At 68.2% G+C, this 19837-nt stretch carries 10 protein-coding genes; 6 read left to right on the forward strand and 4 right to left on the reverse strand.

The window, feature by feature from the left end; genetic code table 11:
- The first annotated feature begins 47 nt into the window (after positions 1-47).
- Together ACZ6WN_RS24345 and ACZ6WN_RS24350 are read left to right on the forward strand one after the other, a co-directional pair.
- A complete protein-coding gene (locus tag ACZ6WN_RS24345) occupies positions 48-1346 on the forward strand; it encodes a glycosyltransferase family 4 protein (RefSeq protein ID WP_465868365.1) in 1299 nt (432 codons plus the stop codon).
- 118 nt (positions 1347-1464) lie between these two features.
- Positions 1465-2580: a DUF1972 domain-containing protein gene (locus ACZ6WN_RS24350; protein ID WP_465868367.1), complete on the forward strand. Its 1116-nt coding sequence runs from the start codon at positions 1465-1467 to the stop codon at positions 2578-2580.
- 7 nt (positions 2581-2587) lie between these two features.
- Here the strand turns inward: ACZ6WN_RS24350 and ACZ6WN_RS24355 are convergent, their stop codons facing one another.
- Positions 2588-3790: an MFS transporter gene (locus ACZ6WN_RS24355; protein ID WP_465868369.1), complete on the reverse strand. Its 1203-nt coding sequence runs from the start codon at positions 3788-3790 to the stop codon at positions 2588-2590.
- A 769-nt stretch (positions 3791-4559) separates the two neighbouring features.
- On the opposite strand from ACZ6WN_RS24355, the gene ACZ6WN_RS24360 reads away from it, so the two are divergent.
- On the forward strand, positions 4560-5834 hold the full coding sequence (locus ACZ6WN_RS24360) for an HNH endonuclease signature motif containing protein (protein ID WP_465868370.1): 1275 nt from the start codon (positions 4560-4562) through the stop codon (positions 5832-5834).
- A gap of 672 nt (positions 5835-6506) precedes the next feature.
- On the opposite strand, the gene ACZ6WN_RS24365 is transcribed toward ACZ6WN_RS24360, so the two are convergent.
- Complete coding sequence (locus ACZ6WN_RS24365) at positions 6507-8417, reverse strand: glycosyltransferase (RefSeq protein ID WP_465868372.1); 1911 nt, start codon at positions 8415-8417, stop codon at positions 6507-6509.
- On the reverse strand, positions 8414-9169 hold the full coding sequence (locus ACZ6WN_RS24370; protein WP_465868374.1) for a CDP-alcohol phosphatidyltransferase family protein: 756 nt from the start codon (positions 9167-9169) through the stop codon (positions 8414-8416). The genes ACZ6WN_RS24365 and ACZ6WN_RS24370 overlap by 4 nt, the downstream gene beginning before the upstream one ends.
- Positions 9170-9327: 158 nt before the next feature.
- Here ACZ6WN_RS24370 and ACZ6WN_RS24375 point away from each other — a divergent pair, with 158 nt between their 5' ends.
- On the forward strand, positions 9328-10449 hold the full coding sequence (locus tag ACZ6WN_RS24375; protein ID WP_465868376.1) for a glycosyltransferase family 4 protein: 1122 nt from the start codon (positions 9328-9330) through the stop codon (positions 10447-10449).
- Complete coding sequence (locus ACZ6WN_RS24380; protein WP_465868378.1) at positions 10446-11945, forward strand: lipopolysaccharide biosynthesis protein; 1500 nt, start codon at positions 10446-10448, stop codon at positions 11943-11945. The genes ACZ6WN_RS24375 and ACZ6WN_RS24380 overlap by 4 nt, the downstream gene beginning before the upstream one ends.
- On the opposite strand, the gene ACZ6WN_RS24385 is transcribed toward ACZ6WN_RS24380, so the two are convergent.
- Positions 11932-13038 carry a right-handed parallel beta-helix repeat-containing protein gene (locus ACZ6WN_RS24385; protein WP_465868380.1) on the reverse strand — a complete coding sequence of 369 codons (1107 nt, stop codon included), beginning with the start codon at positions 13036-13038 and terminating at the stop codon, positions 11932-11934. The two genes, ACZ6WN_RS24380 and ACZ6WN_RS24385, sit on opposite strands and share 14 nt — an antisense overlap.
- Positions 13039-13362: 324 nt before the next feature.
- Between ACZ6WN_RS24385 and ACZ6WN_RS24390 the strand changes: the two genes are divergently transcribed.
- Positions 13363-19650 (forward strand): LamG-like jellyroll fold domain-containing protein, encoded by a 6288-nt coding sequence (locus ACZ6WN_RS24390; protein WP_465868381.1) that lies wholly within the window; start codon positions 13363-13365, stop codon positions 19648-19650.
- The last annotated feature ends 187 nt before the right edge of the window (positions 19651-19837 follow it).

Genomic DNA, 19837 nt, shown 5'->3' on the forward strand with positions numbered 1-19837 from the left:
TCCTCAACGCTGCTCATATGGTCAACGCAGCCCAGCAGAGACATGGCGTGGCAAAGACGCACGTGCTGATCATCGTCCAGAACCTTCCCGTGCCGCTGGACCGGCGCGTCTGGCTGGAGTGCCAGGCGCTGGTCGCGCGCGGCTACGAGGTGAGCGTGATCTGCCCGAAGGGCCCCGGCGACCCGGGGCGTCAGCAGCTCGGCGGCGTACGTATCTACAAGTATCGGGCCGCGCCGCAGGCTCGCGGCGTGCTCGGCTACCTGCTCGAGTTCGTCTACTGCTGGATCCGCACGGCGCTGCTGGCCAAGAAGGTCTGGCGGGACCGTCCGTTCACGATCATGCAGGCGTGCAACCCGCCCGACACCTACTGGCTGCTGGCCCGCATCTGGAAGCGCCGTGGCGTCCGGTTCGTCTTCGACCAGCACGATCTGAATCCTGAGCTCTTCCTCTCCCGGTTCGGCACCCCGACGTCCCTGTCCGGTCGGGCCCAGCTGGCCGCGCTGCGCTGGCTCGAGAAGCAGACGTACGCCACCGCCGACCAGGTCATCTCGACCAACGAGTCCTACCGGAAGGTCGCGATCACCCGCGGCGGGATGGCCCCCGAGGACGTGACCGTGGTCCGCAGCGGACCGGACACCTCGGTGATGCGTCCGGTGCGGCCCCACGACCCGGCGCCGCATGCCGAGCGCCACACTCTGGTCTACCTCGGGATCATGGGTCCCCAGGACGGCGTCGACACGGTGCTGGAGGTCATGGACGAGCTCGTCCACCGGCGCGGCCGCACCGATGTCGATGCGGTGCTGATGGGCTTCGGCGACTGCCTCGAGGACCTCGAGCGACGCTGCACCGAGCTGGGCCTCGACGACGTCGTCACCTTCACCGGGCGCGCCGGCTCGGCGCTGATCGCCCAGCACCTCAGCGCCGCCACCATCGGACTGTGCCCCGACCTGAAGACCCCGCTCAACGACGTCTCGACGATGAACAAGACGATGGAGTACATGGCGTACGCCCTGCCGTCGGTCTCCTTCGACCTGGTCGAGACACGGGTCTCCGCGGAGGACGCCGCGCTCTTCGTCCCCTCCGGGGACGTGGCCGCCTTCACCGACGCGGTCGAGTCGCTGCTGGATGATCCCGAGCTGCGGGTCGAGCTGGCCCTGCGGGCGCGGGAGCGCGCGGCGAAGGTGCTCGACTGGGGCCCGCAGTCGGCGGCGTACGTGCAGGTCTACGACTCCATGTGTGCGGTCGGGGAGGCGCCGGCGGCGGTCGAGGGGTTCGAGTACGTCGACCTGGACGACCCGGACGCGCTGCGCCAGTTCGTGCTGACCCGGGGACCTGCGATCACGTAACCGATTTCGGGTATATCGCCCCTGATGGGGGACCGTTGTCGCCGCGGATCCCCTTGGATGGCTCCTTGTGCTGAAAATAGGGGCCGTCGGCTCCTAGAAATAGAGGAGTCAACCCCACGTGACCCCCACTGTACGGATGCTCGGGACCCGTGGTGTGCCCGCTGCCCACGGCGGCTTCGAGACCGCGGTGGAGAACATCGGGCTGGACCTGGTCGACCGCGGCTGGCGGGTGGTCGTCTACTGCCAGGACGACGAGCCGCACGCGGACCTGCGCATCGACACGTGGAAGGGCATCGAGCGCGTCCACGTCCCGGCCCGGCACGACGGTCCCCGCGGCACGATCGAGTTCGACGTCGGCGCGGTGCGTCATGCTGCCCGGGAGGCCGCGCAGGACGGCAGCGTGTGCGTGACGTTCGGCTACAACACCGGTGCGCTCAACTCCGTGCTGCGCTCCCGCCGCGTCCCCAACATCATCAACATGGACGGCATCGAGTGGAAGCGGGCCCGCTGGTCCGGCCCCGAGAAGGCGTTCCTGTGGACTCAGGAGCGGGCCGCCTGCTGGCTGGGCGACCACCTCATCGCCGACCACCCCGAGATCGCCCGCCATCTGGCGACCCGGGTGCCGGCCGACAAGATCACCACGATCGCCTACGGTGCGCCGCCTGTCGTCGACGCCCCGGAGTGGCCGGTGCTCGACCACGGGCTGGAGCCGGGTTCCTACCTCACCGTGGTCGCGCGGCCGGTGCCGGAGAACAGCATCCTCGAGGTCGTCCGGGCCTTCTCCCGTCGCCGCTGGGGCCGGAAGCTGGTGGTCCTGGGTGCCTACGACGCCGCTGACGACTACCAGCGCGCCGTCCTCGAGGCGGCGAGCGACGAGGTCGTCTTCCTCGGCGCGATCTACGACACCGACATCGTCTCGGCCCTGCGCTTCCACTCGGTGGCGTACGTCCACGGCCATCAGGTCGGCGGCACCAATCCCTCCCTCGTCGAGGCGCTCGGCTGCGGCAACGCGGTGATCGCGCACGACAACCGCTACAACCGCTGGGTCGCCGGCGACGCCGCCCTCTACTTCTCCGACGAGGCCGGCATCGTCACCGCGCTGGAGCGGCTCCTGTCCGAGCCCGAGCTCACCGCGTCGCTGTCGGCGGCCGCCCGGGCCCGGCACTCCGCCGAGTTCACCTGGAGCCGGATCACCGACCAGTACGAGGAGATGATCCGCGCCTACCTGCGCTGAGCCTTCTCTAGACGTCGGTGGCTACATCCGCGGTCCGCGGCGCGGGCTCGCGAGCGGCGTAGGCGCGGTAGGCGATGACGCAGGCGACGGTGAGGACCGCGGCGGTCACCGCACAGACGGTGAAGAGGGCGTGCCACTGGTCGTGGTCGGCGGCCGGCCCGGCGAGGACGGCGGCGATCGAGCTGCCGATGAAGAGCGAGGCGGCGAAGCAGGCGACGACGGTGCCGCGGGCCTCGGGGACGATCGAGGTGGCCCAGGTCTGGAGCGAGGTGTGCAGGAAGGCCCAGGTGATCCCGAGCATCACGACGATGCCGATGATCGTGGGCACCGAGACCTTCATCGTCGCGGCGGCGTACCCGGCGGTCAGGGCGACGCCTCCGATCGCCATCAGGGCCCAGCGCGGCAGCCGTCGGGTGAGAGCCTTGAGGACCTGCGAGGAGAGCAGGACCGCGATGCCGTACGCCGCCGCCGCGAGCCCCGCCCGCGCCGCGTCGACACCCTGCGCCTGCAGGGCGGGGGCGAGGAGGGTGAGGACGCCCAGGACGAGGCCGCCCTCGACGAAGACGAGCAGCCCGACGACCAGCACCCAGCGGTTGCTCAGCGCCGCCCGGAACGACGCCTTGATCCCGCTGCTCGTGGCCCTCGGCGGCTCGGCGAGCGAGCGCAGACCCCAGGCGCTGATCAACGCCACCACCGCCGGCACCGCGAACACGACCCGCCACCCGGCGAGCTGACCGGTGATCCCCGCCGCCGCTGCGGCCAGCGCGGTCCCCACCGCCATCGCCGCCATCAGGTCCGAGAGCGCGCGCTGCCGGTGGGTGTCGGAGACGGTGTCCCCGACGTACGTCAGCGACGTCGGCACGATCGCCCCGAAGAACGCTCCGGCGACCACTCGCACCGCCACCAGCGTGATCAGGTTCGGCGCCGCCGCCGAGACCAGCCCCGCGACCCCCGCCCCGACCAGCGCCCCCTGCATCAGGCGGACTCGTCCGAACCTGTCCGAGAGTGCTCCCCACAACGGCTGACAGAGTCCGTACGCCAGGTAGTAGCCGCTAGCGATCGCCACCGCCTGCCCCACCGAGACCCCGAACGTCGCCGCCACCAGGACCAGGATCGGGCTCACCACGAACCTGTCGAAGCTGCTCACGAACGACGCGACCGAGATCCAGACCGGTGGGCGTTTCGGGGAGCGGTCCGGGGGAGAGGTCACATCCTCAGGTTAGTAAAGAACCCACGCTCCTGCCTCCGGGGTACCCCGCTGGTCGAGCTTGTCGAGACCATCTGTCCGGTGACCCGTTTCTTCGGGGGCTGGTGTGGGCGGCCGACCCGTTTCTGGAGGGCCTTCTCGATCTGGGCGGGCGTCGAGGGCGCCCTGGGGGTGTCGGGATCGCCGGCCGCGTTTGGGGGATTGCGTCGCGGACCGGTGATGGTCGGAAATCGAGAGCTTGTCGAGACCAGCAGTGGCAGGGCGGCGTAGTAACCCTGCCGAGTCGGCGGATCTTGACCGGTGTCTCGCGATGCGAAGCGAGCGAGCCGGTCAAGATGCGCCGACTCGGCATTCGTTCGGCTCTCGGTGGTCGAGCTTGTCGAGACCACCCTGTCCCGTGACCGTTCTTCGGGGCTGGCCTGGGCCGCCGACCCGATCACGAGGGTCTTCTCGATCTGGACCGGTGTCAAGGACGCCCTTCGGGCGCCGGCTTCGCCGGCCGCTTCGCGGTCCTGGACTCCGGACCAGATCGAGAAAAGATTTGGCTGGCTATCGGGGCGGCGGCCCGGGTGTGGCGCAGCGGATTCGTTGCTGGAACAGGTGGTGTTGCTGGGGGTAGAGGGTGGCCCTTCGGGCCACTTAGCATTCACAGAAGCGAGGATGCTCGCTCACCGCGAAAAGTGGGTTTGAACAGCGAAAATAGGTAGCCGAGAGGCTGTTTGAGGCGTAGAATCAGACCCATCACAACACACCTTTGAAGGGAGCGATGGCGATGAGTCTCGGGCGCGACATCGACCACTGGGGAACCAACCCCGGTGACCCGATCGACGCCGAACTGGCCGCCATCGAAACCGCCCTCGACAGACTGTTGACCAGGAACCCCGCCTACTGGCGCACCGGGCAGAAGAAAGACGCGTTGAAGCGACTGGAGAAACTCCGGGCCAAGCTGGGCGCGGTCAGTGTTCAGGTGCTCGCCAGCGCCGGGGACATCGCGGAAGAGACCGGCACCAAGGACGCCTCGGCGTGGATGCGGGCCGAACTGCTCATCGACCAGGGTGCGGCCCGCTCGCAGATCAAGCTGGCGACCAGCGTCGCCAGGTACGAGCTGGTGGCTGCTGGGCTGGCCGAGGGTGTGGTGTCGTTGGACAAGGCTCGGGTGATCACGAGGGCGTTGGACAAGATCAAGACGGACCCGGTCGCCAGTGCCGAGCACCTGGTGTCGGCTGAGAAGCTGCTGGTCGAGTACGCGCGCACGTTGACCGTGAACCAGTTGCGGATCGTGGGCAAACGGATCCTGGTCGAGATCGACCCGGTCCGGTTCGAGGACGCCGAAGCCAAAGCGCTGCTGGCTGAGGAGGAACGGGCCCAACAGAAGACCGCGCTGCGGGTCTGGGACAACCACGACGGCACCATCGGGTTCGACGGAGTGCTTCCGGTCTCGATGGGGATGCGGTTCAAACGACTCGTCGAGGCCTACGCCCAGCCCCGCAAACAGCAGCTGGTCGGCAAGGGTGCTCCGTTGCCGCCGTGGGAGCGGTTGATGGGCCAAGGGTTCGCGCGGCTGTTGGGGACCCTCGACCCCGCTTGCCTGCCCCGCCACGGTGGCGACGCCACCACCATCAATGTGGTCATCTCCCTGGAGGAACTCCGCAAGGACCTCGGGATCGCGACCCTGGGCTATGACGAGACCAACGGGACCACGATCACCGCGGCCGAGGCGCGGCGGATGGCGTGCAACGCCACCATCATCCCCTGGGTGCTCGGTGGAGACGGTGAGGTCCTCGACGCCGGCCGAGCCAGCCGGTTCTTCCAGCCGATCCAGCGCAAGGCACTCCGGTTGCAGCAGAAGTGCTGCCAAGCCGAGGGCTGTGACATGCCACCGGAATGGTGCGACGCCCACCACCTCGACCCGTGGGCAGCCGGCGGGAAGACCGACCTCAAAGACGGGGCCCTGTTGTGTCCGCATCATCACCGGCTGGCCCACAACCCGGCCTACGTTCACGAACGGCTACCCGACGGCACCATCCGGTTCACCCGCCGCCCCTAGACCGGCAGGACACCGACCATCCCGCCAGTGCGCCGGCAACATGCGCGCCTTTCAGCTTCGGCCCTCGCCGCCGCTGCCTCTCACGCCACCCAGTCGGTGGGACTGCTTCGCGCCGACCCTGAGTCGGCGTCACTGTCCCTGAACGAGGGGCGTCCTGCCCGACGCCGACCCGTCGCCTCCGCTCCGATCAGGCCAGTCGCACCGACTCGCGCATCCACTGGGCGTCACGGTCTCGAGTCTTCGACGGAGACCCTGCCCTGACCGGAGACGTAGGCGCAGCTAGTACCGCGCTTGTGAACGGTTCACAAGGTCTGGTCCACTGCTGTAGGCAGCCACGAGGCGGCGGCCGCCGGGGGCGTGACCAGTCCACGGCCGCCAAGCCCGCACCCAACTGAATAGCTGCGCCAAACCCCGCCGCCGACCCTGTATACAGCCAAATTCTCAACGGAGCCCGGTGTCAGGGATCGCCGAAGGCGACCGGCGAAGCCGGCGGCCGAAGGCCGTCATCTCGACAAGCTCGATACATCGCCTTGACTCCGGGGTTCGGTGAGAACACCCTCCAGAGAAGGGTCGGCGGCAATCACCAGCCACGAAGCGTCGAGCCGATGACGCGGCTGACCGACGCCGTACCACCCGCTCATCGCCGGCCTACAGAGCGTCGAGGTGACCTCGTTACGGATGCAACGAGGCGCGGAACGCTGCGGCGTGGAGGGCTGCCGACTCCGGCCACTCCCGGGCCGACAGGTCGGGACGGCCGTGGGGCGGGTTGGTGGTGACTGCTTTCAACGTACGTTCCAGGTCCTCGATGGTGAGGGTGCCTTCGAAGAGGTGGAGCCAGCCTTCGCCGACCTCCTCGGCCAGGAGACGGTTGACCTCGTTGTCGGGGGCCAGGACCGGAGTGTCCAGGGACAGGGCCAGCAGGAGGGCACCGGAGTTGTGCATCGCCTTGTAGGGCAGCACCACCAGGCTGGCGGCGGTGATCTCGGCGGCCAGGGTGGCATCGTCGGCGTAGCTCAGCTCGGCGCTCACCCGGGGGTCGGCCGCTGCTGCGGCGCGGACCTGCTCGGCGAGGGTGGGGTCGGAGGGGGAGCCGACGAGGCGTATGTCCAGGTCTGCCTCGGGGCTGTCGGCAACCGCCTCCAGGAGCTGCTCGACGCCCTTGTAGGGCTTGATCAGGCCGAAGTAGAGCACCCGCCTCCCGATGGCCTCGACGGGCCCGGCGGACTCGACCAGCGCCCCGATCACCGGCTCGAACCAGTCGCGGTAGTGGGCGTGGACGATCGTCGAGGTGGGTACGTCGAGCGGGGGAGAGGTCTGGTCGGTGAGCCGGATGACGTGCCGGGTGCGGCGCTCGAGGGCGTCCAGGATCCGGTGGTCCCAGCGGCTCAGGCCGTCGGGTCGGGCGAGGTTGTGCCAGGTGCGTACGACCGGAGTCCGGGTGAGCCGGAGACGGAGGATGAACGCGGTGGTGAGCAGCCGGCGGGCGAGGCGGCGCAGCGGCGTACGTCCCGACGTCACCAGCAGCTCGGGCCAGTGCACGTGGAAGACGTCGTAGCGGCCCGCGATGGCCCGGGCCCAGCCGAACAGGAGCACCTCGGTGTCGTCCCGCCGCCCCAGGGTCTCGACCAGCTGGACGATGTAGGGGTTGGTCGTCGCGCGCAGCTCGCGGACCGACTCCAGGACCCGGACCGGCCGGTCGCGGCGACCGTCGCGCAGCCCTCGCGCGACCGCGGAGAGCGGCCGCACCGGGTGCAGCAGCTGGCGGCGGCCACCCCGCATCAAGATCTCGTACGCAGCCCCGACCGCCCCGCGACGCCAGGCCCGCTGGCGTTCCTGGCCGAGCCAGGTCCTCGCGAAGAGGGCACGGTTGCGGATGTTGAAGTAGTAGTAGGCCGGCGACTTGGCCCGGGAACCCTCCGCACGCTGGGTGCCGCCGCCTGCGTGGATCGCCGTGGCTCCCTCGACGACCGCGACCCGGCCACCGAGCGCCCGGACCCGGGCGCACAGGTCGACGTCCTCCCAGTAGAGGAAGTAGCGCTCGTCGAAGCCGGAGAGGCGGTCCCACAGCTCACCCGTGACCGCGAAGCAGGCCCCGGTGACCCACGGCAGCGTCTCCACGCCCGAGTGCTCGGCGCGACGTCGCCAAGGACGCATCACACCGGTCTCCAGGTCGAGATCGAGACCCGCGGAGGCGACCTTGCCGTCGGGCCCGAGCACCGTCGGCCCGGCGAGCAGGAGCGGTTCGGCCTCGACGGCGGCCACGAGGCGTACGGCCGACTCGGCGTCGATCGTGGCATCCGGGTTGAGGAAGAGCAGCACCTCGGCGCCCTCGGCACGGGCGGCCGCGGCACCCAGGTTGCAGCCGGCGCCGAAGCCGGTGTTGGTGCCGGGGAAGACGCCGGTCCAGCCCTCGCGCTCGCACAGGCTCCGGACCGCGTCGCGATGGGCGTCGGTCGAGTGGTTGTCGACCACCACGATCCGGGCGGGCCGGAGCGCGGCGGCGACCTGGGTCGTGTGGCGCTCCAGCAGCGACGGGTCGCCATAGCTGACCACCACCACGGCAAGCCGGGAGAGCCCGCTCACGACACGACCTCGGCCGAGCCGTCGAGGACGCGCAGCTCACGCCACCACTTGCGCAGCGCGATCACCAGCGCGGCGGCGTTGCAGACGAAGACCAGGGCGTAGACCCACGCGAAGACCGCCCCGAACCCGAGCAGCACGAACATCCAGCACTGCGCGCCGTAGTCCATCGGCAGCAGCGCCCACTTCCGCAGCGGGTGCTCGCGGACGTCCACCGGCGATCCGGAGGACGCCGGGCGCAGCGTCGGCATCAGGATCAGACCGAAGTACGTCACCACAGCAACGACCTCGAAGCCGAGCGGCACCAGCAGCCAGCCGTCGGCGACCGGACCGAAGCGGTACCAGGACACCAGAACCGCCAGATGCAGGCTCGCGGTCTTGAAGCAGTCGATGGTGTGGTCGAGCCACTCGCCCGAGCGCGACCCGCCACCCCGCAGCCGGGCGAGCTGCCCGTCGGAGGAGTCCAGCACGTAGCCCGCGGCCAGCAGCACCGCGACCAGGATCCCGGTCCACCAGCGCGGCTCGACCAGCGCGAGCACGGCCAGCCCGGCCGCCGAGAGCGTCGCGCTCACCGCCGTCACCTGGTTGGGGCTCGCACCGAGGGTGTGCGCGGCCGCGGCGACGACCCGGCCGGCGGGCCGGTTGACGAGCCGCGAGTAGGCCGCGGTGTTGAGCGACGGCTTCTGCGCCCGAGCCAGCGCGTCCAGATGTGCACGGAACCCGCTGGGGGCGCGTTCGGCGCCGGTGGCGGCCATGCTCGATCCTGCTTTGCTCAAACGTGGGGGAAGGACATCGGGACCCTAGATGACCCTCGCTCGCTCCGGGTCGCCGCGGCCGCCCGCTCCCCAGATCTGGGTAGGACTTTCTCAGGACCTTCGGCCCGGGCCCTCGGCGTGGCATACCGTTGCCCATCATGCGTTTGTTGGTCGCCCACCCGTCGCCGGACGTCTACGGCTCCGATCTTCAGCTGGTCGAGACGGTGCGTGGGCTGCACCAGGCGGGACAGCGGGTCACCGTCGTCGTACCCGCGCACGGACCGCTCCTCCCGCTGCTCGAGGCCGCCGGCGCCCGCGTCGAGGTGATGACGTTCCCGGTGCTGCGCAAGGCCTACCTCAGCCCCACCGGCTTGCTCCGGCTCGCCGCGGCGCTGACGGTCTTCTGGGTCCGCGCGGCGCGGCTGTGGCGACGGGCCCGGCCGAGCCGCCTGCTGGTCAACACCGTGACGATCCCGTGGTGGATCGTCGTCGCGCGCGTGGCCCGCGTCCCGGTGGTCTGCCACGTGCACGAGGCCGAGGACGACCAGCCCCGGCCGGTACGCCTCGCCCTGACCGCTCCGCTCCTGCTGGCCACCCGCGTGGTGGCCAACTCGAAGGCGTCGCGCGATGTTCTCGTGCGCACGGTGAAGGCCCTGGCGCGGCGTACGACCGTGGTCTACAACGGGGTGCCGGGTCCGGAGTCCGTGGCGGCGGCCCGCACCCGGACCCCGGAGGGATCGCTGAGGCTGGTGCTGGTCGGTCGGCTCTCCCCGCGCAAGGGGACCGACGTGGCCCTCGAGGCGCTCGCCGAGGTGCGCCGGCGGGGGATCGACGCACGGCTGCGGGTATGCGGGTCGGTGTTCGCGGGCTATGAGTGGTTCGAGCAGGAGCTCCGCGACCGCGCCGCCGCCGCCGACCTGGCCGGCAGCGTCGACTTCCTGGGCTACGTCGCCGAGCCCGCGGTCGAGTTCGAGCAGGCCGACGTCGTGCTGGTGCCCTCGCGCGTCGAGCCGTTCGGCAACGTCGCGGTCGAGGCGCTGCTCGCCGAGCGGCCGCTGATCGCGAGCCGCGTGCAGGGCCTGGCCGAGATCGTGACCGACACCGAGACCGGTCTCCTGGTGACCCCCGGCGACGCGCACGACCTCGCCGACGCGATCCAGCGGCTCGCCGCCGACCCGGCCCTCGCCGCCGACCTCGCCTCCGCCGGGCGGAAGGACGCCGAGGAGCGCTTCGGTGCCGAGCGCTACCGCGACGAGATCGCCGCCGAGGTCCTCGGGTGAGCGTTGACGAGGACGTCGAGCACAACCGGCTCGGCAGGAGAGCCGCCCGCGGCGGGATGGTGGTGCTCGGCGGCCAGGGCGTACGCATCCTGGTCCAGGTCGCCTCGGTCGCGGTGCTCTCGCGGCTGCTCACGCCGCGCGACTACGGCCTGGTCGCGATGGTGCTGGCGGTCGTCGCGGTCGCCGAGATCTTCCGTGACTTCGGGCTCTCCACCGCCGCGGTCCAGGCCAAGACGCTCAGTCGGGCGCAGCAGTCGAACCTGTGGTGGCTCAACACCGCCCTCGGTCTCGGCCTCGCGCTAGCCGCCGTCGCGGCCGCCCCACTCATCGCCGCCCTCTACGACGAGCCAGCCCTGACCGCCCTGACCGCCGCGATGGCGGGGATGTTCGTCCTCAACGGCATGGCCGCGCAGTATCGCGCGGACCTCACCCGTCGACTGCTCTTCACCCGGCTGGCCGTCGCCTCCTGCCTGGCGCCGCTGCTGGCCCTGGCGGTCGCGGCGTATGCAGCGGCCAACGGTGCCGGCTACTGGGCCCTCGCCGTCCAGCAGCTCGTGCAGGCCGCGGTCGGCCTGGTGGCCGCCGGCGTGTTCGCCGGCTGGCTGCCCGGCCGTCCGCGCCGCGGCGTCGAGATGAGTGGATTCCTGCGTTTCGGCTGGTCGCTGGCGGGTACGCAGCTGATCAACTACGCCGCCAGCAACGTCGACTCGGTCCTCATCGGCACCCGCCTGGGTGCCCACGAGCTGGGCACCTACAACCGCGCCTGGCAGCTGCTGATGAACCCGCTGGTCCAGCTGCGCGGCCCCACCACGACGGTCGCGCTGCCGGTGCTGAGCCGGATCCGCGACAACCCGGCGCTGACCCAGCGGTTCGTGCAGCGCGGCCAGGTCGCGCTCGGCTACAGCCTGGGCGCCGGGCTCGGCCTGCTCGCCGGCGCGGCAGCACCGGTCTGCGCCCTCTTCCTCGGCCCGGGCTGGGACGTCGCCGGCATCTTCGCCCTGCTCGCCTGCGCGGGCCTGTTCCAGACGCTCGCCTACGTCGGCTACTGGGTCTATCTCGCCCACGGCCTGACCACCGAGCTGCGCCACTACACCCTGGTCGCGTCGGCCCTGAAGGTCCTCTGCGTGCTCGTCGGAGTGCGCTACGGGGTCACCGGCGTCGCGGTCGGCTACGCGGCCGCCCACCTGCTGGAGTGGCCGCTGTCGCTGTGGTGGATCTCCCGACGCACCCGGCTCCGGGTCGGCCCGCTCTACCTCGGTGCCGCGCGCATCCTGCTGGTCGCCGGGGCGGTCGCCGCGGCGGCGTACGCCACCGCCCAGGCCCTCCACGGGCAGCCTCCCGGGGTGACGGTGCCGGTCTGCGTGGTGGCGGGAGCCGCGGCGTACGCGCTCCTTCTGCTCGTCCCGCCGATCCGCCACGACGTGATGTCGCTGGTGGTGACGGTGCGCGGCGCGATCGGTCCCCGCCTGCCCGGGTCGGGCTTCAGCCGCGGCTGAGCGCCACCGGGCGTCCGCTGTCGTCCCAGACGTTGCCGGAGTGGGTGACCTTCGTGGTCGACGGGTGGATGATCGCGCAGCCGTCGATCCGCTGGTCGCTGAGGAAGCGGTTGTCGCGGATCACCAGGCCGTCGACCGGGCCTCGGCCCTTCTCGGCGATGTTGACGGTGCAGCCGCCCCCGCCGAGGAGGTTGTCGCGGATCGTGACCCCGTTGACGTCACTGATGCTCTGGGTGATCTGCACGCCGGCGTTGTAGGCGCCGGTGAAGCGGTTGCCAGCGATGGTGATGTTGCCGCCACCGATGATCTGGATCGAGTCGTCGTGGGAGGCACCGTCCTGGTACGGGTCGTTCTCGAAGTGGTAGTTGTCGTGAAACCAGTTGTCACGGACCGTCACGTTGCTGCCGGTGATGTGGACCTGGTCGGTGACGTGGTGGATCTCGGAGCTCTGGAGCGTGAAGTCGTGGCCGACCACGCCGTTGACACCCGGCGCGGCGTTCTCGGCCAGCACCTCGACGTTGCTGACCAGCATCCCCGCGCCGCTGTCGTTGTTGTTGGAGATCCCGGCGGTCTCCGAGCCGGTCGGCACGATCACCCGGGTGTTGCGGATCGTCACGTTCGGCGCTTCGACGTTGATCCGGCCGTGCACCTCCAGGCCGTCGACCACCTTCCCCGCCGTCCGGATGACCAGGTCGCCACGGTGGACACGCAGCTTCTTCTTCGGAGGTATGCCGGTGTCGCCCGACCCCGGGTGGTCCTGTGCCGGCGGCGAGGCCAGCGGATCCGCCTCGACCGGCTCGGACGAGCCCGGGCGGTCCCCGGAGCGGTTCGGCTCCGCCGCCTCGGTCGACCGCTTCTTCGGGGCCGCCGACGGGCTGGGGATGCGCGTGGAGGAGGCGGAGGGGGAGACCGACGCAGACGGGGAGAGGGTCACCGGCCCGCCGAAGTCGTCGGGCGGCAGCTCGCCGTAGTTCCTCTCGGCACGCGGCGCGCGATCCTCGGGGGAACCTGCGGTCAACGCGTAGGTCGAACCCAGCGCGACCGCGGTGACGACCGCGGAGATGCCGAGGAGGATCGTGGACGGGACAGCCAAAGACGTACGCCTTCCTGTGGACTGTGCAGCCTGACGTAGCGCGAGTCTGCACTCTCCGCTCACGGTATGCGAGCGCTGGACGCCAGCGTGAACAGACATACCTGATCCAGGGGATAGGCGGAGATGACCGGTGCGCGGCTTCCGCGCTCGAACGCGTTCTCTGACCGCGTCAGGCCGCGGCACGGACTGCCACAGAATGGTAACGGAAAGCGAATTCACCAGATGGGGTGATGCCCTAGGGGGTTAGCGTCTGCTTCCGCTGAACCGGCTCGGGACCGGAGAAGCAGATGTTCGCTGTCCGATCGCCACTTGGAGGCTTCCGGAATGTCCCGGGTTCTCGGTTTCGTCTTGTCGTCTTTCCATCGCACAACTGCTGGCACATTGGTGCTGGCGCTGGTTGCCGGGCTGTTCGCCCTGGTGGCGGCCCTCGCGCCGACATCGGCTCAGGCGAGTCCCAAGTCGCCGCGGGGCCTGGCCGCGGACTCGATCGCGCAGGCGATGGCGCTCGCGGCCAAGTCTGGCGAACCTGCCACGGTCGACTCGTTGACGACCGAGAACACGGTGGTGACGGCGACGCCCGAAGGACCGCTGCGGGCGGTGGTGTCGTTGGAGCCCGTGAGGGTTCGCGAGGGCGGCGATGTCGATGGCGACTGGGTCGACATCGACACCGACCTTGTTGATGGCTCCGATGGGATGTTGAAGGCGGCATCGGTCAACGGCGCAGTCGTCGTGTCTGATGGGGGCTCGAAGGGGTCGGTTGTTGCGTCGTACACCCCGTTCCAGACACCGGGCTCTGAGCGCGATGCTGCGGCGTACGAGTTGCTCGCGCCCTTTGACCTTCCGAAGCCGTCGGTGGATGGCTCAACCGCCACTTATGTCGACGTGATCCCCGGCGTCGACATGGTCGTCGAGGCGAAGTCAGCCGGATTCTCGTACTTCTTTGTGGTGAACACCCGTGCGGCGGCGCAATCGCCGAAGTTGGCCGAGCTGCGGATTCCGTTGCGACTGAATGGTTTGAGGCCGAAGGCGTCGGCTGGTGGCACGGCGTTTGTAGACGCTGATGGTCGTCGGCTGGTGTGGTCGGGCACGCCGATGATGTGGGATGCGGCTGGTGGTGAGGTCGCGCCAGAGTCGGGCGAGGAGGCCATGGATGGTCCGGCTCCGTCTGATCAGGTCGCTGTGTTCGATGCGGTGGCGTCGGCCACCGAGATGGTCCTCAAGCCGAACATGTCGTTGCTGGCCTCGAAGGAAACTACGTTGCCGGTGGTCATCGACCCGGCTTCGTCCCAGCCGACACGGAATGGGTGGACCGCTGTGTGGTCCAACTACCCTACGAAGTCGTTCTGGCAGACCGAGCATTCCCTAGGAGCCGGGTATGAGGGTTGGGAGCAGAACAAAAAGGTCCGCTCCTATTTCCGTTTCCCGATCACTTCCGCGCTGAAGGGAACCCGTGTCCTGTCGGCAGCGATGAACGTGAAGCAGGTCCACGCGGCGCAGTGCGCGGAGCACCCGACCGATGTGTACCGCACAGATCCGATCGGCACCGCGACGACGTGGGATCGGCAGCCTGCACGTGGTGCACTGCAGGACACACGGTATTCCTATGCCGGGTGTGGGTCCGGTTCGAACTGGGTCGGCTGGAACGTGAAGTACGGGATGCAGAACATCGCGGACCAGGGCGTTTCGTCGGGCACGTTCATGATTCGGGGGAGGGACGAGTCGAACAAGTACGCGTGGAAGCAGTTCGACGATGACGGCGCACACCTCGAGATCAGCTATATGCCGTATCCGAACACGTCCACGAACTACCTGAAGGACTCTTCGGGATCCGTGGCGTGTGGCAGCTCGACAGATCCGGCGATCGTGACCTCGACCGACATCCAGTTGGGTGCGAAGGTGTCGATCCGGTCGGCTACTGACAAGCTGTACGGAGCATTCCGAATCGAGAACACCAGCACTGGCGGCACGGCATCTCAGGTCGCTTCCACGGGTAAGGAATCGGGCGAGATCTCGTGGGTTGCGAGGACGGTGTCGAACGGGAACAAGTACCGGATCTACTCGCGTGCCCGGGTCTACTTGAATTCCGCGAAGTCGTCGTACCTGGAGTCGAAGTCGACGGCCGGATGGTGTTACTTCAGGGTGGATACCTCGGCGCCGAAAGCACCGACTCTGACGAGCAGCAACTTCCCTGAGTGCGCCGCTGAGGCGGCACCATCCACGTGTCCGCATACCGGCACTCGTGTGGGGGGCACGGGCACGTTCACGGTCGATGCGCCCGATTCTGATGTTGTGAAGTACCAGTGGTGGGTCGTCGGGCCGGCATCGGGTGAGCCGACGTCCAAGACGACGGTCACCACCACAGGCGGTGCCGCGAAGACGTTCTCGTTTACGCCGAAGAAGACGGGCTTGCGAAAGATCCAGGCCCAGGCGTTTGATGAGGCTGGCTTTGGTGGCGCGGCGAGAACGTATGAGTTCTACGTCGCAGCGAATGCGCCGGTAGCGGACTGGACCTTCGACAACGAGGCTGCGCGCGGAGCGAACACGGGTCGTGATCCATCGACCGGGACGTTGGCGTTGGGTGGCGCGACGATCAGCAATCTGGGCCGCGCCGATGACGGACTCAGGTTCGCTGGTGGCGCGCCGGCGACGACGACGGTCACTGGTGTGAGCACCACGCAGGACTTCTCGGTTGCAGCGTGGGTTCGCGTGTCGACGTCCGAGTCAGCGACGCTGGTTGCGGGCAAGTCCGCAACAGGGGACGCGTTCGAACTCGGCTTCGACTCCGGTTCACGGAAGTGGGTGGCGGGCCGGCGCGGCAGCACCGAGACGCGGTACGCGTCCTCGAGCGCAGTCGCGGATGTCGGCCAATGGGCACATCTGGCGGCGACCTATCAGGCTTCGACGAAGACCGTGACTCTGTACGTCAACGGAGTGAAGAACGGCACGGTCGTATATACAACAGCCGCAGAGGCTGTCACCGGCTGGCAGTTGGGCTGCGGTAACTCGGCGCTCTCCGCGCCTGGGTGCGCGAACGGGATGGTGGACCAGGTCGGGATCTGGGATATCGCGATCAGCGCCCCCGATGTGGAGGCGCGGCTCAAGCTCGATTCCGAGACGCGTGAGCAGACTTCGACCGCAGCGGACTGGGACATGGCCGCTGACACCTCAGCTTCAGGCGTGATCACGGACCGTTCCTTCGGGGCCAAGCTCTCGGTTTCTGGCGCGGGATCCTCCTATCTGGCTGGTGCGCTCGATGGTGCCGTGACGGTTCCGGCCTTGACATTGCCTGGTGAGCCAGGACAGCAGGTCAAGATGTCCTGGTCGCCGGTGGCGTCCTCGACGTCGTTCACCGTGGGCGCGTTGGTGCGGATCCCCGATCCCAGTCATGCGGCTGTGATCGCTCAGCAGGCGAGTGCGAATACTGCGGCCTGGACGCTGGGATATCGACCAACTGACGACGGAGTCATGCAGTTCTACTTCCGGATGGCTGCCTCTGATTCGGCTTCGGCTGGCGTATCCGAGGTCAGGTTGAACGTAGACTCGCTCAATGACTTCAACTCGGTGACCGGGGTCTACGACGCGACGAACAACGTCATCAAGCTCTATCTCAACGGTCAGGCGTTTGCCGATGATGACGGCAGCGAATTCTCGCCGCGAGCCGAGGATGCGTTCACGACTCCGTGGCAGGCCCGGGGTGCGTTCAGCCTCGGGAACGGCACCGTCAATCAGTCCTTGGGAGGAACCCAGGCACCGTTCGAGGGTGATATCGCCCGGATCAAGCTGTTCGCCGGTGCACTGACTGCCGATGCTATCGAGAAGGGCGAGGATGGAGTCACGCCTCCCTTTGAGGCCCCGGTCATCCCGCCGCTCGATACCGCGAAGGTCCTCGATGTCGACTTCGCTGACGGTGTGATCAACGAGCGAGTTGCAGGCTTGGCAGCACGGATCTCGGGGGCGCCGGGCTTCGGCGCCGACGGGACGGTGTCCGCCGCGGGACCGACTGGTGTGATGCAGGTTGATGGTGTCAGTGACGCGATCTCTTTCGCGGTTGACCCCTGGGCGCAGATGACTACCGGGTTCACGCTGGAGTGCGTCTTCAAGATCGAGACGTCCCTGCCAGTCTCCAGCGAGCGGGACCTCTGCTCGAACAAGGAAACTGGCGGGTTCGGGATCTATGCCCAGGGCTCCGAACTGCGCACCAGTGCCTATATCGGTGGCGCTTACCAGATCGTGTCCACGCCTGCAGAGTCCGACCGCTGGTATCACGCCCTGTCAGTGTGGGACGGCACGACCTTGGCGTTCTATGTCAACGGGGTCCGGGTCGGAGAGACGGCTGCGGGGGGTGCCCTGGGCGCGCCGGCCACGACGGCTAGAAGCTTCGTGATCGGCGGCGACTCCGCCCCCAACAACGCTGTTCAGTTCCCGTCCCCACCGGCTTCCTTTGCGCACGTGGCGGTGTACTCACGGGGTGTGTCGGCGTCGGAGGCGACCACGATGGCTGCGAGCTGGAAGACTCCGCCTCCGGCTGATGCGGTGGTGGCTCCGCTCGAGGCGACCAAGAAGCTCGACGTCGACTTTGCTGGAAGCGTTCCGAACGAACGCGCTCAGTCACTAGAGCCAAGGACCTCGGGCTCCCCTGCCTACTGGACTGATGAGACGATCTCTTCCGAGGGACCGACGCAGGTGATGCGGGTTGATGGTGTCGATGATGCGGTTTCCTTCGCGGATGACCCGTGGCCTGCTCTGGCGGGTGGGTTCACCTTTGAGTGTGTCTTCCGGATCGAGACGACGTTGCCGGTCAGCAGTCAGCGTGACTTGTGCTCGAGCAAGGAGAACGGTGGGTTCGCGATCTCTCTCGAGGGCTCTGAGATCCGCGCGGCGGCGCATATTGGTGGCGCGTATCGCAGGGCGGCGGCGCCGGCGGATGCTCCGGCTGTTTCGAATCGCTGGTATCACGTGGCTTCGGTGTGGGACGGCACCACGCTGGCGCTGTATATCAATGGGACCAGGGTCTCGGAGACCGCAGCGACGGGACCGTTGACACCGCCTTCCGAGGTGGCGCGGAAGATCATGATCGGTGGCGACCCGGGTGCTACGGGAGGGGTTTCCTTCCCTGCGCCGCCGTCCTCGTTTGCTCACGCAGGTTTGTATGCGCGTGCTGCTTCGGCTACCGAGGTCGCTGAGCTTGCGGGGAAGTGGGCGACGCCGGATGCTCCGGTCGTTCCTCCGCTCGAGACCACGGTGAAGCTTGATGTCGACTTCGCTGGCGATACGCCGAACGAGCACGCTCAGGGTCTATCGGCTCAGGTCTGGGGTGCGCCCACGTATTGGACCGATGACCAGGTTGCGGTTGGTGGTCCGACGCGGGTGATGCGGGTAGATGGTGTCGATGATGCGGTTTCCTTCGCGGATGACCCGTGGCCTGCACTGACGGGCGGATTCACTTTCGAGTGTGTCTTCCGGATTGAGACGACCTTGCCGGTGGCCAGCGAGCGTGACCTGTGCTCGAGCAAAGAGTCCGGAGGGTTCGCGATCTATGTCGAAGGCTCGGAGATCCGCACGAAGGCGCATATCGGTAACAACTATCGAGTGGCCTCGACTCCAACGGACGTGCAGGTCGCCTCGAACCAGTGGTACCACGTCGCATCCGTCTGGGATGGCACCAACTTGGCGTTGTACATCAACGGCACCCGGGTTGCCGAGACTGCGGCCGCAGGCCCATTGCAGGCACCGGTCGAGGTCGCGCGGCACATCATGATCGGTGGAGACTCCGGCTCAAGCCCAGGTGTCCACTCCCCGGCGCCACCGTCGTCATTCGCTCACACAGGTGTGTATGCGCGTGCTGCCTCGGCAACTGAGGTCGCGAAGATCGCGGGGAAGTGGCACACTCCGGACACTCCGGTCATTCCTCCGCTCGAGACCACGATGAAGCTCGATGTTGACTTCGCGGGTGATGCCCCGAATGAGCATGCCCAAGATCTGCCGGCTCGGGTCTGGGGTGTGCCCTCGTATTGGACCGATGACCAGGTTGCTTCGGGTGGCCCGGCGCGGGTGATGCGAGTCGACGGTGTCGATGACGGGGTCTCCTTCGACGATGACCCATGGCCTGACCTAGCGGGCGGATTCACGTTCGAATGTGTCTTTCGCATCGAATCCACTCTGCCGGTGGCCAGCGAGCGTGATCTGTGCTCGAGTAAGGAAGCTGGTGGTTTCGCGATCTATGTCGACGGATCCGATCTCCGCGCAAAGGCGCATATCGGTGGCACTTATCGTGTGGTCTCTACCCCAGCGGATGCTCCCGCTGTCTCGAACCGCTGGTATCACATCGCGGCGGTGTGGGACGGCACCACGCTGATTCTTTATGTCAACGGAACCCGAGTCGCGGAGACCCCGGCGGCTGGCTCGTTGACGCCACCGGTCGAGGCCGCACGGAGGATCATGATTGGCGGTGACTCCGGCCTCAGCGATGGTGTCCACTTTCCCGCGCCGCCGTCTTCCTTCGCCCACGTCGCCGTCTACGCCCGTGGAGCAACCGCGCAGGAAGCAGCAGAAATGGCAGAGAGATGGAACACCACCTCTCCAGCCGCGCCAAACCAGGAAGGCACCGGCTAACCCGGACTGCGCTGGGTCTCTCGCGGTGGTTCTTCGTCCTCGTGACCAGGAAGCACCACGAGACCCAGCCCTGAAACCAGTCCGGATTGCGTTCGCGCACCACCTCGCTTCCTCTTTTCTGCTCGCCCTGGCTTGATCTCGGAAGGACCCCACACATGACACTCAGCAACAGTTCTAGCGGTAGTCA

Source organism: Nocardioides sp. NPDC054178, from assembly GCF_055585005.1.

Bases quoted from the DNA above. Each gene is read 5' to 3' on its own strand.
- ACZ6WN_RS24360 (WP_465868370.1), top strand. From the start codon at position 4,560: ATGAGTCTCGGGCGCGACATCGACCACTGGGGAACCAACCCCGGTGAC.
- ACZ6WN_RS24370 (WP_465868374.1), bottom strand. From the start codon at position 9,169: ATGGCCGCCACCGGCGCCGAACGCGCCCCCAGCGGGTTCCGTGCACAT.
- ACZ6WN_RS24375 (WP_465868376.1), top strand. From the start codon at position 9,328: ATGCGTTTGTTGGTCGCCCACCCGTCGCCGGACGTCTACGGCTCCGAT.
- ACZ6WN_RS24390 (WP_465868381.1), top strand. From the start codon at position 13,363: ATGTCCCGGGTTCTCGGTTTCGTCTTGTCGTCTTTCCATCGCACAACT.